The sequence below is a fragment of the Alteromonas alvinellae genome, from assembly GCF_902705805.1.
On the sequence record NZ_CACSIH010000012.1, the window covers coordinates 56,885 to 72,404 of the forward strand.

General features: G+C 45.7%; 11 protein-coding genes. 9 read left to right on the forward strand and 2 right to left on the reverse strand.

All coding sequences use genetic code 11. The features are described from left to right. The first annotated feature begins 136 nt into the window (after positions 1-136). On the forward strand, positions 137-652 hold the full coding sequence (gene sixA, locus ACX5KA_RS00875) for a phosphohistidine phosphatase SixA (protein ID WP_014976012.1): 516 nt from the start codon (positions 137-139) through the stop codon (positions 650-652). A 121-nt stretch (positions 653-773) separates the two neighbouring features. Continuing rightward, positions 774-968 carry a hypothetical protein gene (locus tag ACX5KA_RS00880; RefSeq protein WP_014978722.1) on the forward strand — a complete coding sequence of 65 codons (195 nt, stop codon included), beginning with the start codon at positions 774-776 and terminating at the stop codon, positions 966-968. Between the two features lie 37 nt (positions 969-1,005). Here ACX5KA_RS00880 and ACX5KA_RS00885 read toward each other — a convergent pair whose 3' ends face one another. Beyond that, positions 1,006-2,301: an HlyC/CorC family transporter gene (locus tag ACX5KA_RS00885; protein ID WP_014948817.1), complete on the reverse strand. Its 1,296-nt coding sequence runs from the start codon at positions 2,299-2,301 to the stop codon at positions 1,006-1,008. 195 nt (positions 2,302-2,496) lie between these two features. Beyond that, positions 2,497-3,288: a cytochrome C assembly family protein gene (locus ACX5KA_RS00890; RefSeq protein WP_458730227.1), complete on the reverse strand. Its 792-nt coding sequence runs from the start codon at positions 3,286-3,288 to the stop codon at positions 2,497-2,499. Positions 3,289-3,586: 298 nt separating this feature from the next. Between ACX5KA_RS00890 and ffh the strand changes: the two genes are divergently transcribed. The 7 genes from ffh (at position 3,587) to ACX5KA_RS00925 (ending at position 15,354) form a co-directional block, all read left to right on the forward strand. Further along, positions 3,587-5,026 (forward strand): signal recognition particle protein, encoded by a 1,440-nt coding sequence (gene ffh, locus ACX5KA_RS00895; protein WP_458730228.1) that lies wholly within the window; start codon positions 3,587-3,589, stop codon positions 5,024-5,026. 184 nt (positions 5,027-5,210) lie between these two features. Further along, a complete protein-coding gene (locus ACX5KA_RS00900) occupies positions 5,211-7,286 on the forward strand; it encodes a YncE family protein (RefSeq protein ID WP_458730229.1) in 2,076 nt (691 codons plus the stop codon). A 352-nt stretch (positions 7,287-7,638) separates the two neighbouring features. Then, positions 7,639-11,361, forward strand: a complete 3,723-nt coding sequence (locus ACX5KA_RS00905; protein ID WP_458730230.1) for an ATP-binding protein — start codon at positions 7,639-7,641, stop codon at positions 11,359-11,361. After that, positions 11,358-11,993 carry a condensin complex protein MksE gene (locus ACX5KA_RS00910; RefSeq protein ID WP_014978725.1) on the forward strand — a complete coding sequence of 212 codons (636 nt, stop codon included), beginning with the start codon at positions 11,358-11,360 and terminating at the stop codon, positions 11,991-11,993. The genes ACX5KA_RS00905 and ACX5KA_RS00910 overlap by 4 nt, the downstream gene beginning before the upstream one ends. Beyond that, entirely contained in the window at positions 11,990-13,207 is a 1,218-nt protein-coding gene (locus ACX5KA_RS00915) for a phosphoenolpyruvate carboxylase (RefSeq protein ID WP_458730231.1), read from the forward strand. Before ACX5KA_RS00910 ends, ACX5KA_RS00915 begins: the two co-directional genes overlap by 4 nt. Before the next feature lie 463 nt (positions 13,208-13,670). Beyond that, the gene (locus ACX5KA_RS00920) at positions 13,671-14,063 is read left to right on the forward strand and encodes a TerB family tellurite resistance protein (protein ID WP_458730232.1); all 393 of its coding nucleotides are present in this window, start codon (positions 13,671-13,673) and stop codon (positions 14,061-14,063) included. A 253-nt stretch (positions 14,064-14,316) separates the two neighbouring features. Then, positions 14,317-15,354 carry an alpha/beta hydrolase gene (locus tag ACX5KA_RS00925; protein WP_240485714.1) on the forward strand — a complete coding sequence of 346 codons (1,038 nt, stop codon included), beginning with the start codon at positions 14,317-14,319 and terminating at the stop codon, positions 15,352-15,354. Positions 15,355-15,520 lie beyond the last annotated feature (166 nt).

The following is a 15,520-nucleotide window of genomic DNA, read 5'->3' on the forward strand; positions in this document are numbered from 1 at the left end:
GGAGCGTCTATTAAGATAATCTTCACAAAACCTTAAATAATGGTCGAAAATTCTCATTATTCATAGTTTAGCGCTAGGCGAAGAATCAGCTCTCTGATATCGTTAGCGTACTTTCATTAATACTATGCGCAATGTTATGTCAGGTCAAAGTAGCAACGACGACATTTATCTTTTCATTATGCGTCACGGTGAAGCAGAAGCGCCCAGACTCGATGATAAAAGCAGGCAACTTACACCATTAGGTAGAGAGCAAGCCAAAACAGCAGCTTTATGGTTAAAAGACCAGTATTGCCAGAAAGGCATTGTGGACTTAGCGCTTGTGAGCCCTTATCGTCGAGCCAAACAGACCCATGATATGGTATCGCTTGATATCATTGCGAACAAAGTTGAAAATAATGAAGATATTGTTCCGGAAGGCTCGCCAAGACTGGTGAGTGATTATATTGATGGACTTCTTCACGCCGCGGTCAATTCCAAAAAACCAATCAAAAAACTTCTTGTTGTTAGTCACATGCCGCTAGTTAGCTATCTCGTTGATGAACTGTGCCAGTCTTACACCACAAGTTTGTTTTCTACGGCCTCAATTGCTGTTATCAAGTATTCTTTAAAAGAGCACAAAGGCACGCTGGTAACGCATTATCAAGGGCTGTAAACGCCTTGCTCCTTCTTAGCGATTAATTTCGGAAATTGAACAATTAATCGTTAAGTATATTCCCACATGGTCGATAGACTCTTTGAGAGTGTCAAAGTTTATTCTATTGAAGGGTTGGGAAATGGACAGCAAATCTATTCCTGAGCTCCTTAAACGTTCATTGCAATCGCATATGGCGGAGGCTGATTTACGTGAAGATAAGGAGACGCAGGATATTATTGCCAAATTATCTGAATTGTCAGATAAGGTCGCTGCTGCGAAAGCTAGAGCGCTGGCAAATAGAGCACAGCGTCTAGCTGACGAATCAAAAGGTTAGCTGATAAGGCCGAAAGGCAGGTTAACCACCAAAACGCTTAGTGGTCATTATTCGACTCTTTAGGTGCAACATAGTATTCCGGCATGATTCTGACGGTTTTTATCATGCTTTCTGAAATGTCTACAATTTCTAACGGATAACCCGCCAAACGCACACTTACTTTGTTCTCAGGAATATCTTCAAGATACTCAAGTAATAAACCATTAAGGGTTTTAGGGCCTTCCGTAGGCAGGTTCCAATCCATTTCTCTGTTCAATTCTCGGACGTTGGCACTACCATCAACCAATACTGAACCATCCTGTTGTACGTGTGCTTCTTTACTGTGGTCTGGAACCATACTGGTGGTAAAGTCACCGATAATCTCTTCAAGAATATCTTCAAGAGTGACTAGACCCATAATGTCGCCATACTCATCAACGACCAAAGCAATGCGCTCTTTTTCCGCTTGAAACTTATACATCAGCGTGTGCAGTGGGGTAGATTCAGGCGTGTAGTAAATCTCACGAACAGCGCGAAGCAAGCTTGATTTAGTAAACTGGTCTTTTGATAGTAGGCGCAGGGCGTCACGCACATGCACAAAGCCTACCGCATCGTCGACACTGTCTCGGTATAATAAAACACGGGTATGTTGAGCATGGGTTAAGGCTTTTTGAATTTTCTTCCAATCGTCGTTAATGTCGATAGCAAAAATTTCAGCACGTGGCACCATGATATCTTCGGCCGTTACGCTTTCTAAGTCCAAAATACTCACCAACATATCTTGGTGTCGCTTAGGGATCATGGCACCAGCTTCAAAAACCACGGTTCTTAACTCTTCTCGACTTAACGAGTCGTCACTTCCACTTGCAGGACTAATTCTTAGCAAAGCTAGAATGCCGTTTGTGATACCGTTAATTGCTGCCACAAAAGGGTACAGCAAGGTAAGCAGTGGAAGCAGAATAATGGAGCTCGGAAATGCCACTTTTTCTGGATACAGCGCAGCTAGTGTTTTCGGCGTTACTTCTGCAAAAATAAGTAGGACCAGCGTTAAGCCAAAGGTAGCAGCAAACAGCCCCCAATAGTCACCGAATAAACGAATACAAAGTATGGTTGCAAGCGAGGATGCTGCAATATTAACTAAGTTGTTTCCGATGAGAATAAGGCCGATAAGGCGATCAGGTCGTTCTAGAAGTTTAGCAACACGTATAGCTGAGCGGTTGCCTTCTCCTTGCAAATGCTTGAGTCGATAACGATTAATCGACATCATGCCAGTTTCTGAACTAGAGAAATACGCAGATAGTAATATGAGTACGCCGAGCGCGATAAACAGCGTACTCGTTGATATGTCGTCCAATTAATGGGTTCCTGTCTTAACTTAGGCTTCAAATGTATTGATTTGAGGTCCGAGTTTCAAGGGGAAATTGTCGATATGCCCCTAAATTGTCGATATGCCCCTAATTAACTAGATAACACCGAAAAGTGACAAGCGCCGCCGAGCCGCGTATAAAGCAACCCCCGGCAGCGAGCTCAGCAATATATACAGGGAGTCTTAAAGAAGAAATTCGCGAACTAGTTTGCTGCCAAAATAGGCAAGGGACAGTAGCGTCACCCCCAAGATTGTCATCACAATAACTTGTCGCCCGCGCCACCCTCGAAGCTTTTGGCCTATAAGAAGGATAAGAAATACCACAAGCGCTGCAGCGGAAAGTACTGTTTTGTGCGCATAGGTTTTATTAAACATATCTTCTAAGAAAACAAACCCGCTAATTAGTGAGACGGTTAGTAAACAAGTTCCCGCAAGCAACAGCTTGAACAAAATGTTTTCTACAAGCATTAAAGGCGGTAGTGATGAATGTAGTAACGCAGCACCTTTTTGCTTTAACCGGTAGGTAATGTAGGACATTTGCAGTGCGTATAAGAATGCAATGACCAAAGTGCAGTAAGCAAACAATGACAAGCTAATATGGATAACTAAGCCCGGCTGCAGCTCTATGTGCATGATGTACGACACGGGAATAAACTGTGAGGCGAGTACCGTAAGACTTGCAAAGCCGAATACAACAGGAAGTAAAATAAGATTAGGAATGGCGCGGGCAAATATAAGCATGGAAACGGTGATTATCCACGACACTAATGAAAGCACGTTGGTTACACTCATGTCTTGCCCAGGCGCGACAATAATAACCTTGGTGAGAAAAGCGATATGTGCAATTGCCCCAACACTAGCGATGGATAGCCCTAATCGCTTATTCGGGCCGTCTTGGTGTACGAATTTGCCAATAAGTACTGCCGCAGCTAATGCGTAGAGTAAAGCAGCAGAAATGGCGAAAAGGGTGTTCATGATGCGTCCTGTAATAGGTAGGTGACGTCTTCACCGACTGAGTCGGTATTGATACTGCAACTTGCAAGTAAATTCAACCATCTCCTTGATTTTGTTTGTTTCACACCCACTTTTAGTGTGGATATAGGATCATGGAAGGACAATTTTTACTCCATATCGACTTCGAAATTCGTACATCAAATTTCGACAACCCTTAACGCAAAAGTTTAAAAATTTAACCGCAATTGTGGGTACGTTACCGTTCGCTTTTACGTTACAATGCGGGCATTACGTCTGAAATAAAAAGAAGTTTCATACTATGTTTGAGAATTTATCAGAACGCTTAGGCCAGACCTTACGAAATGTCAGCGGTAAAGGGCGTCTTACTGAAGACAATATTAAAGAAACGCTACGCGAAGTGCGTATGGCGCTACTTGAAGCCGACGTTGCGCTACCCGTAGTAAAAGCGTTTGTTGCACAGGTAAAAGAACGTGCAGTTGGTACCGAAGTAACCAAAAGCCTCAAGCCTGGCCAAGTATTTATTAAAATCGTTCAGTCTGAACTAGAGTCGGTGATGGGGGAGGCGAACGAAAAGCTTAACCTCGCAACTCAACCTCCGGCTGTTGTGCTTATGGCGGGCGTACAGGGTGCGGGTAAAACTACGTCTGTAGGTAAACTTGCGAAATACCTAACTGAGCGCGAGAAAAAGAAAGTGATGGTAGTGAGTGCCGACGTTTATCGTCCGGCCGCTATCAAGCAGCTTGAAACCCTTGCCGGTGAAGTGAATGTAGCTTTTCACCCGTCAACGATTTTACAAAAGCCCATTGATATCGTTAACGATGCCATTGTTGAAGCGAAGAAGAATTTCTTCGATGTACTACTAGTGGATACAGCAGGTCGTTTGCATGTCGACAGCGACATGATGGACGAAATTAAAGAGCTTCACGCTGCTGTTAAGCCAATTGAAACTCTGTTCGTGGTTGATGCCATGACCGGTCAGGATGCTGCGAATACGGCAAAGGCGTTTAACGACGCGCTACCGCTAACCGGTGTAATACTGACCAAAGCAGATGGTGATGCACGAGGTGGTGCTGCACTGTCGGTTCGTCACATCACGGGTAAACCTATCAAGTTTATCGGTATGGGCGAAAAGGTTGATGCACTTGAGCCTTTCCACCCTGAGCGTATTGCGTCTCGTATCTTGGGCATGGGCGACGTACTTAGCCTTATCGAAGAGGTTGAGCGTAAAGTCGATAAGTCGAAAGCGGAAAAGCTGGCCAAGAAGGTACAGAAAGGAAAAGGCTTCGACCTGCAAGACTTTAAAGATCAGCTTGAGCAAATGAAGAACATGGGCGGCATGATGGGAATGCTTGATAAGCTTCCTGGCATGGGCGGTATGTCTGACAAAATTAAAGATCAGGCAAATGACAAGCAGTTCAACCAAATGGAAGCCATTATTAACTCAATGACACCGGCTGAACGTGCGCGCCCAGATATGATTAAAGGGTCGCGTAAGCGCCGTATTGCAGCAGGCTCAGGTACGCAAATTCAAGACGTAAACCGTTTGCTTAAACAGTTTACGCAAATGCAGAAAATGATGAAAAAGATGTCTGGCGGCGGCATGAAGAAGATGATGCGCCAGATGAAAGGCATGATGCCTCCGGGTGGCGGTTTTGGAGGCCCAGGTGGTCCAGGCGGCCCGGGTGGATTCGGCGGTCCAGGCGGATTTGGCGGAGGCGGTGGCTTCCCTCCACGTTAAGGCTATCGCATAATTTCATAACGCTAAAAAACCTCAATCGCAGCAATGCATTGAGGTTTTTTTATTTTTTTGCATCTAATATCAATCGTCGCCCGTTTGGCTTATTGAGTAGGACGTGAGCAGTACTTATCGCATTGCGCGGTTGGCAGCGTCTCTTCACTAAACAACAAGTACGGAGATGAAGATGGAATTCAATAAAACATCACAACAAAAATTAAAACTTTCACTATTAGCTTCAGCTATGGTTTTGGCCTTAAGCGCCTGTGATGGTGATGACGGGAGCGACGGTTTGAATGGCGCAGATGGTATCGATGGCGCACCAGGCCAAGATGGAGCTCCAGGGCAAGACGGTGCGCCTGGCTTTGCTGCTGGTACGTTTTTGGTTGCGAATAATGGCGATGCTAATCGCAACACGGTAACTGTGGTAGATCAAAATGCCAATGCACTCAGCACGGTAAGCACAGGCGCTAATGAAGGCATTGTTTTCACTGAAAGCGGAGCCTTGGTGCAAGCAGGTGACAGTGATTTACCTTTATTGAGGACATTGTGCAATTTCGATGTCCAAACTAACTATATGATGAATACGGGTAACGAAATCACCGGTACAGCAACAGGCCTGGTTAACCCTAAAGGTATCGCGTTTGCTGAAGACGCTGGGTTGGTAATGGTAGCTGATTTTAACGGTCAAAAGGTAAGCGTTTTCGGTGGGCAAGCGTCGGGAGACGTTGCGCCTGTTGCTGAGATTATGGTTTCTGCAAAACCATGGGACCTAGCATACGATGAACAGAACGATAGATTATTTGTGGCTCTAACCGATGGTACGCTAGCGGTATATGACAATGTAGCTGGTTCGGGTTTTGCGCCCACAGTAATGCGCTCGGTGGTACCTTCTGATGCAGACGGAAATCAAATATCAGTAAACCTTCATGGTATTGTATATGAGCCTATGTCTAACCGCATGGTGTTGTCAGACGTTGGCGATGCTGCAATTGCCGATGATGGTCAAATTTTTGTTTTAGAAAATGTCTCTACGGCTGACGGAGCTGTCGTTCCAACAAGAGTTATCGGTGGAGCATCGACGCAGCTCGGTAATCCTGTAGATATTATTCTTACGGGCTCTGACCTTCGCGTGGCGGAAAAATCAAACGACGCCATTTTGGTCTTCTCTAACATATTCAACGGTGCTAGTGGTGACATTGCCCCGACGTTATCTACACCTTCGGTGAAACCAGAGTCTTTGGCTGAATTTAAAGAACTAGATGAAATGAAGGACGCCTCTGACGACGGGATAACTACCATGCCTATTATGGGCCTTTCGGTATCAAGTAACCCTGCAAGCGAAGGTGCAACCACGGGGCAAGTAGCGCAATACAGCGCAGTACTTTCCAGCGAGCTAAGCACCTTTGAGGCTGGTATGAGCATTGAGAGTGCCGCTTTCACGGCTAGTGGTGATGGTGTCATCACCTTTGATGATGTGGATAGCTCAACAGGTGGCTTACTAGTAATCAACCGCTTGAAAACTATGCGCGATGGAATGACGTACAGCGATAGCTACGACCACATGATTATGGGTAGCGCTACCGGACTGATTGCACCTAAAGGGTTAGATATTGCCTCAGAAGCAGGTGTGGTATTTGTAGCTGATGTCAACGAAACTACTCCTGCCGTTCGCGTATTTTCGCCTTGTGCGTCAGGCAATGTTGCGCCTCTATTAACACTTGAAGCGTCCAACGGGGCGCGCCCTTGGGATGTGGATTACGACCCATCGACTGATAGCGCCTATCTGGCGTTAACTAACGGTTCGGTTGCCGTGTTTGAAGAAGTGATGCGCAAAATGGAAAGCGGTGAAACCGTAATTACGGGTGAAGACAGGCTGATTGTTCCTGCAAGTGGTGGGACAGCATTTGCCGCGCCGACCAACATCCATGGCATAGACTATGATAGCCAAAGCGATAGCTTGGTCATTTCCGATGTAGGCAGCGCAGCGGATGCTACTGACGGTAAATTGTACGTGATCCCTGGCGCAGGCAGTGCCGATGGCATAACTGATGTATCGGTTAATATTGCAGGACCGAACTCAATGTTGGGTAATCCGGTAGACTTGATGCTCAGCAATGGCCATGTATATGTTGCTGAAAAATCAAATGGCATGATCCTGCGCTTTGACAATATTCTAAATGCAGCCTCGGGTGACATTGCGCCGACTTTCAGCATGATGTATCCCGCGCCTGAGTCGGTAAATGTATTGTCAGTGAAGTAAAACAGCTGATAGACAGCCTTATAGAAACAGTTCACTTCTTAGCTGTTCAATGAAAGCTTTATGCTTTCGCTAAAGCGGCACGTACCTAATCAGTACGTGCCGCTTTATTTTTAAGTAGCGTTATCGGCATATTTAAATGCTTTGCTAACTTAACTTTCAAACAATAGCATGCTTTGTAACCAACAAATCGCCGCGCATCTGTGCAAATTCGTGAATTCATAATACACTGACGGGCTACATCGTGCGCATGTGCTCGCTTTCTTTCAGGTAGGCAACTTTTACCCTATCAAAGCAGGTACAGTTTTGTGCTGTGTGAGCGTTCACGCGGCAGAGTTATTGATACAGGAACACTATGGCAGGCTTAAAACGTATTATTCTTATCGACACGCATTTACCAGGCGTAGTCGAGCTAAAGCTTGATGGACACACCAATATTTGTGGTACCAATGCGTCGGGTAAAACCACGCTTCAACGACTTATTCCCGTGTTTTACGGCGAGTACCCAAGTCGCGTGGTACCGGCAACCCGTGACAGCTTTGAACGCTGGTATTTGCCTCGTTTGTCTAGCTTTATTATTTATGAATACACGCGTGCCGAAGGTGACCTGTGCCAAGCAGTGTTAAGCTCAAATGGTACGGGCGTAAATTACCGTTTAATCGGCAAGCCATTTGAAATCAGTGACTATTTAATAGAGCAAAAGAACGGCAAACACGCCAGTGTAAGCAGCGCCGAGCTTGCACGTGCTATGAAGCGTAACAACATATTGGTTACGAGCTTACTTAATACGAAAGACTTCCGCGCAATCATCCAAAACGATCACGGTGTGCTTAACCAGAGTAACAATGCCCGTGAGTTATTAGGCTACGCTAAAATCTTTAGCCTTTGCGAACCGTCGAAACACATGCGCCACATCGAAAAACTGGCTAAAGCGGTTCACTCTAAAGAAGGCAAGATGGAAACTATCAAGGCCATGATTGCCGCCATTTTAGAAGAGGATGGCGTTACGCCACCTACTTCAGGCCTAAGCCGGCACCGCGTCGATGACTGGATTAAAGAGTGTCATTTAATTAAACAATTCGACAAAATTCGCCCTGAGTTTTCTAAACTCGAACAAGCTGACATGGCGCTAACCACAACAGAGCAAGTGCTTGCTAACCTTAAGCATAGCTTCGAGCTTGATAAGACCTACTTGGCTGCGCGCGTTGAAACAACAAAGAATGAACTGGATGAGAATAGCTTCCAGCGCAAACAAACGGACAGCGAGTGGGGTGATACCCGTGATCACCTAAATCAGGTGATTTCATCTGCTCGCGCCGATGTTGAGAAGTTCACCAGTGAACTTGATACGGTAGAGCGTGAATTCGATAAGTGGCAAGACGACAATATTGAGCAGCTTAAAGAAGACGTGGCAAATTTGTCGCAGTGGCAAAATGAAAAAGCCATGGCCGATAGTCGCTATGTATTGCTTACTGAAAAACACCAAGATATTGAGTCAGCCTACAACAAGCGCTTGGCTGAGCTAGGTGAAAAGCTGTCAATTACCCTAGAAGAAATGTCAGCCGCACGCCAAGAAGCCGCAGAGAATAAAGCTGAGCAGCAGCAGAGCGAGCGTGAAGCATTAAGTCGCATTCAGAGCGACTACAATAGCCAGCTAAGCGCGCTTCAGAACGATTACCAAAATAGTTTGAATGAGTTAAAGGTAGCTGAAGCTGAACTAAAAGCTTCACTAAGTAATGCAGGCTACAACGAGTTTGAACAATCTCAGCTAGATATTCTTGATGCGGCCATCAAAGAAGCATCGATTAATGAAGATGCAGCGCGCGGTGAGCTGCGACAAGCGCAGCAGGCGCACAGCAAATCAGTTGAGTTTCGCAAAGAGTGTTCTAATGCGTTAGATAAAGCGCGCAACGCCTTTCAACAAGAAGAAAAAGCGGTTAACAAAATTAATGCGCTTCTTTACCCTGGCGAAGGCTCGCTACTTGAGTTCTTGCGCGCCAATGTCGATGACTGGGAGCTATCCTTAGGTAAAGTTGTTCGCCCTGAGCTACTAGAGCGTACTGATTTAGCACCTGCTATGGCAAAGAATGCACAAGGCGACAGCGATACCTTTATGGGCGTTAAGTTAGCACTTACTGAACTTGATACCCCAGACTATGCCTTTACCGAACAAGCCCTTAAACAGCAGCTGCAAGAAGCTGAAATTCGTCAAGCCGCTGCCCTTGCCGCGCAGAACGAATGTGAACAGCGCCTCGCGAAAGCGAACGAAGATGTGCGCAACGCCGAGCTTGTGGTTACCCAAAAAGACAACGCTGTTAAAAGTGCCGAAGCCAGCCGTAAACGTGCACAGCAAGACCGCGATACGGTACTTAGTGAATATCAGCAGGCGCTTTCTGCACGTAAGCAAAAAGCCAAAACTAAGCTTGAAGCGAATCAGCAGTCGCAAAAGCAAGCGAAGGCGCAGTTTGAGCTAAGTCGTGACGAAATCAAAGATCAGCAGCGCGAAGCGGAAACCGAACACAAATTCCATTGGCAGCAGCTTATCGCTGATAGTGAAGCACGTATATCTCAGCTTGATAGCGACATGCGTAAGGCGAAAGACAACGCTGCACAAGACCGCAAAGATATGCAGAGCTGGCTGGAAAGCGAATTAAGTAATCGCGGCGTGGATGTTGATGAAATAGGTCAGCTTAAAAAGCAAATCAATAAGCTTAAAGAAGACATTACTCGCACTGAAACCCATCGTCATAAAGTGGCCGACTACGAACGTTGGTACACTAACGTGTTTACCAAGCAAAAAGTGGTATGGCAGGAAGGGCTATCTAAGTCGCGTAAGTTATTGGGTGAGTCCGAGCGTAATTTAGCTAGCAAACAAGCCACCTATAAAGCTAATCGCGAACAGCTTCAAGAGCAGCATGGGCAGCTTGAAACTACGCTTAAAACTGCCAGTGAGCACTTGGAACAGGTTAAAACCTTAAGTAAATCTCTTGCCAAGCTTACGCTTCAAGCGGGTGATGAAACGGCTGAAATTAAGCATGACGATGTAAGTATTGGTCAGCGTATCTCAGAAGTGCAAAGCCAGCTTCAAGAGCGCGAAAACTTACTAAGCGATATTCGCGCCTATGTAGAAAGATTCGATCAGCTTATTGCCGCGCAAGCGGGCACAGGTTTGTCGGATACGTGGGAGCGCGCCCGTGAAGAGTGCGCAACGCTGAACGCCCACGGCGTGAAGAGCTTTGATCACCGCCGTATGGTGTCGCACTTGGCACAGCTTCTAAACGTGATTGTCCCGCAGAAGCTACAGGGCTTGCGTGAGCAAGGCCGTATCTTTGGTGCCGATCTTTCGCAATACTACTTTGTACTTGCCGATATCGACAAACGCATTGTGTCGCAAAGCCGCCGTATTACCCAAGAGGTCGACGGCGACCTTTCTCTTGATGGTGTATCAGACTCGGCTGTTAAAATTCGCTCACGTATTAGTGAACTTGAATTCTGGCCTGAACTTGAGCAATTCAGAAAGCTCTATGAACACTGGATGGAAGAGGGGGCTAACGAGTTACCGGAAGAAGAATACGGTCAAAGTATGCGTCGGGTTCTTGATATTCTTGGCCGTGCAGCGCTTACGGGCGGCATTAGCAAGCTACTTGATATCGAGCTACACCTACGTGAGGGTAAAAGTGACCTTGTTATTCGTACCGACCGTCAGCTTAACGAGTCATCAAGCCACGGTATGGCCTACCTAATTTTGTGTAAATTCTTACTCGCTTTCACCCGTCTTCTGCGCGGCGATGCTGACGCCACAGTGCATTGGCCTATCGATGAACTAGGTACACTTCACCAAAACAACGTGAAGAAAATCTTTGAAGCGTGTCAAAACAATAACATTAGTGTAGTCGGCGCATTCCCTAACCCAGAATCGGAAGTACTGACATTGTTTGAAAACCGCTACTTGATAGATAAGGTAACCCGTCAACTGCAGGTGGTTCAGCCAAAAGCAAGCGCTATAGGGGCGCGCATTAAACAGAAAAAAGAAGCAGAAAAGAACGGTGAAGTAGCAGGTGAGGAGGCATCAGCATGATGACAGAACAAGGCCGTGTACTAAGTGCACTTCTACAAGGCGCGTTTATTTGTCAGGTGACCGATGAAGAGGCATGGCGTTTTCTTAAATCAAGAGACAACGCTGCGCAGTTAGAACCTCATTTAGCGTTATTAAATCGTACATTATCGACCACCGCTGAGGGTGACGTATTCTTTGCCAGCTTCCTCACCATTGGTGAGAACGAGCGCAAAGTGCTTACACAGCAGTTCCAAGATACAGCATCTAACCTAGTGCCTCTGGTAGAGTGGTTGCTGCTGGTTCAGCAAGCCAATGAATCTGATATGCCCATTACCATGGGTAGCGCTATTCGACTAAACGAGCTGCAAACTACCATTGAAGACACCCCCGCCTATGCTGAGCAGTTAGAGAAAATATCGCGCTATCGCATGTTTGGTTCTACCAGTGTGAATTTGGATGGTCAGCTAAAGCAGGTGTTTAAACGCTTAACCGAAATGGGTTATCTGATTAAGCCAAACCCAGATAAACAGATTTATTTGGGCACTGGCAAAATTGAACACCTTTACGAAATGCTACGTTTTATTGATGAAACTGAAGCGCTGAGCCTATCTGAGCAGGCGGAGGCCGCTATTTCGCAAGGTAGCTTGATATGAGCCAGGTGTTAATTCAGGCAGGGATTAAACTATTAAACGCATTGGGTCGCCACAGCGACCTTATCATGCAGGCGTACATTAATGGTTCAGTAAAAGAGCGCGATCACAGCCCAAAGGTATTAGAGCAGCTTGTTCAACTAGGCGTGTTGTGGCGCCCGGAAGCGCAAAGCGAACTGCGCTTAAAAAGCGCCGTAAGAACCCTTTTAGAAGGTAGTTTACAAGACGAGCGCAACCGGACTATCAACGCTAATATTGGTGCGTCGCTGGCAAGCCTTAAAACCCTAACCGAGCACTATAAAGAAGCCCTTCACTACAACAAGTACAATGAAGCGGCAGCCCACATGGGCGATTTGACCGAGCATGTCTATCAACTTTCAGAATCATTGAGTAATAGCGTGCGTGTCATGTTTGGCCGCATAAACAATGAGTTTGGCTATGTGTCTTCGGTTGAAGCTAAAATTCGCGAAAACGAGTTAGCGCAAGGACAGGTAACCGACTTACTTGCCCAGCTTGAGTGTTTCCGCTTCGATGAGTTAAGTGAGCTGGCAGGTTCTAACCGTGAACTTCGTCACTTGCTGGTGGTGTCGCTACAGCAGCGCTTTGCCAAGGCCGCACAGGAGCTATCGGTAGTACAAGCGCGCTTATTAGACTTGTTGGGGCGATTCAGAGAATTCCAAGGTCGCACACGCTTGCTTAAAGGTTTCTTGCTACATATGGAGCAGCAGCCTGATTTTGCGCCTGGCAACTACGCCAACCTGACTAACGTACCTGTGTTGTTTAATCAATCGGACACGATTATTGCTAACGCCGCCCCAGACGTGAACAACGTTGAGCATGAAGCCGATTACCAAAATATAGTGGCGTCGTTAACCCACGTACACAAACGTCAAACTAAGCACGAAGACACGAAACCGGTCGATATTGATGTGACTGAGCAATCGACCTTGTCGCTTGAGAAAGATCCATTGCAACAAGCGGTAGATGCGTATTTCTGTGAAGTCATCGATTCCGGTCAGCCTAAAACGGCGCTGGATTACTTTGAAGAACAGGCGTTAGACTTTGACCCTGAAGTGTGGATTTATCAGGTGATCGGGGGGTATCAAGCGTTAAACGATGAAGATAAGCAGTTTTTTGCATTAGAATCCCATGGTAATAACGATAAAGTCTATACGGGTAATTTCTATATAAATGATATCACTCTGGGTTTGCGTTAACGTCATTTCTTAATTTTACCCATCGACTATCAAGGTAAAGTCTGGCCCACGTTTATAAAGGGTGTGCCAGACGTTCTTACAACGCTAGTTGTTCAAATCTAAACAAAAGTCACTACCTTTTTTAACCCATGTTTACATCATAGTCACACTAGATTTTGAGATGTATGACACTTGGAACCTGTCAAAAAACACCTATAATGCAATAGGTGTTTACACTTATTTAACATTGTGAACTAAAAGCTTCATCGCTGCGTAATGTTGTTGTCAATTCTGCAGTCTACATTGTTGGTCCTGTTAAGCCTTGGAACCAAAGTAAAGGTTTACAGGTCCTATGGCAGTTAATCAGCGGCTAAAGTGTTTTCGATGTTTAATAGCGCAATGTAGACACTGAAAATTATCGCTACTGCTAGGATGCAGAGCATGTTGTGGTACTGCCGCGTACAGTACGAAGAGGAAGAGTGTTATGCAATTATCAGAACAACAAAGTTTTAACCAAGCCCTTATCAAGCTTTCAGTTTTACTTTATCAAGTCGATGGAATGGTCACGCTGTCTGAACAAGACTACCTGAACGCAATGGTCGAGTCTTTAGACTGGCAAAGCCCAATCTGCCGCGAAGCGTTTCTTAACGATACTATTTACCAAACCCGAAAGGCCATCGACACTGGTGATACCATTACGTTTTTACGCAGCTTAAAACATGACTTGTCGTTTGATGCTGAGAAAACACTAGAAGTGGCGATGGCGATCACAGGCGTTGATGGCGAGCGAAGCGAGGAAGAAACCGAGCTTCTATCATTACTTACCCATAAACTACTCGCCAAGGCATTAGTTTCGGGTAAAGATACACTGCAATAATTGCTTTTAATTTCCATAAGCCTACACGTTAACAATGCCAAATTTTACTGTTAAAGCAGCACACGCATGTGCTGCTTCTCTCGCGCTGTTCTTATTGAGCGGTTGTCATTCGTCACACAGCTCGCAGTTCAGTGCTAGTGCACAGGCTTTTCCGGTGGGAGTGCAGCCTTTCGATAATTATTTAAATGAAGTTGAAAGTTACCTGCAGGAACATAGAACGTTTATTTCTAACAATAAAACACAAGAAATATTCATGAATATGCCGTTTGAATGCGGCACGCAATTCCGCGATATTGGTGTATTGCTAGTTCATGGGTTAGGCGATTCACCTTACTTTTTTCGTGATGTTGCGAACGCCATGTGCAATGAAGGTATTCACGTTAGAACCATCTTGTTGCCGGGCCACGGCTCAAAACCCGGAGACATGCTAAATGTTAGCTATCAGCAGTGGCAGACAGAAACGAATCATCACATACGGCTTTTTTCTAAGGAAGTAGACAACCTCTATATTGGGGGCTTTTCGACGGGTGCTAATTTGACCACAATAGCAAGCTTTTCAATGGCTGAAGAGCTTGATATAAAAGGGCTAATGCATTTTTCACCAGCCTTTAAATCACGCTTCTTCGTGTCTCGTTTAGCGCCCTATATCGATTCATTATTTCCTTGGCCCAATGTCGAAGAAGAAGATAACCCTAGCCGCTATAACTCCACTGCAATGCCGGGTTTCGCTGCTTATCAAGAAAGCGTAAATGTGCTTCAAGATTTGTTTACGCACTCTGAAAAAGAAGAACGAACATTGAATCTACCTGTGCTTATGGTGGTGGCAGAAAAAGACAGCGTGGTAGATACTGCGATAATAGCTGAACAGTTTAGAGACAATTTTACTCATCCACACAAGTGTTTATTGTGGCAGGGCGAGGATGACCCCGAAGTACCTGAAAATACACTCATCATGCAAACCATGACGATCCCAGAACAGCGGATTAGCGCAGCCTCTCACATGAGTACACTTTTTTCAGATAAGAACCCGCTATATGGTACTGCGAGTGACTTCCGCATATGTGATAACGGGCAAGGTAGTGACGCTGAAGCGCGCTGCAAAGCGGGAGAGGAAGTGTGGTACGGACCGTGGGGGTTTAAGCCTGGTAACGCTGATGGAAATTTAGCAAACAGTGAGCAAGACCGAGTGTACGCAAGGCTAACCTACAACCCTTACTTTGATAGGATGGTCGATCAACTGCTGGCCTTTACTGGTAAAGCCAAAGTCAAAGCGTTCTGTAAAACCTACTAGGGCAATTATCTATGCGGATTGGTATTATAATTTTGTCTGTTTGAAAGCTTGAACGTCAGCCGTGTTCTTATAAAAAACGCCCAAGCCGTAACGCGGGTAGAAACATTTGCTGTTACAACACACGTAGCTTAGGCGTCTTTCCTATTTCTCAAAGCAAATCTAGCGC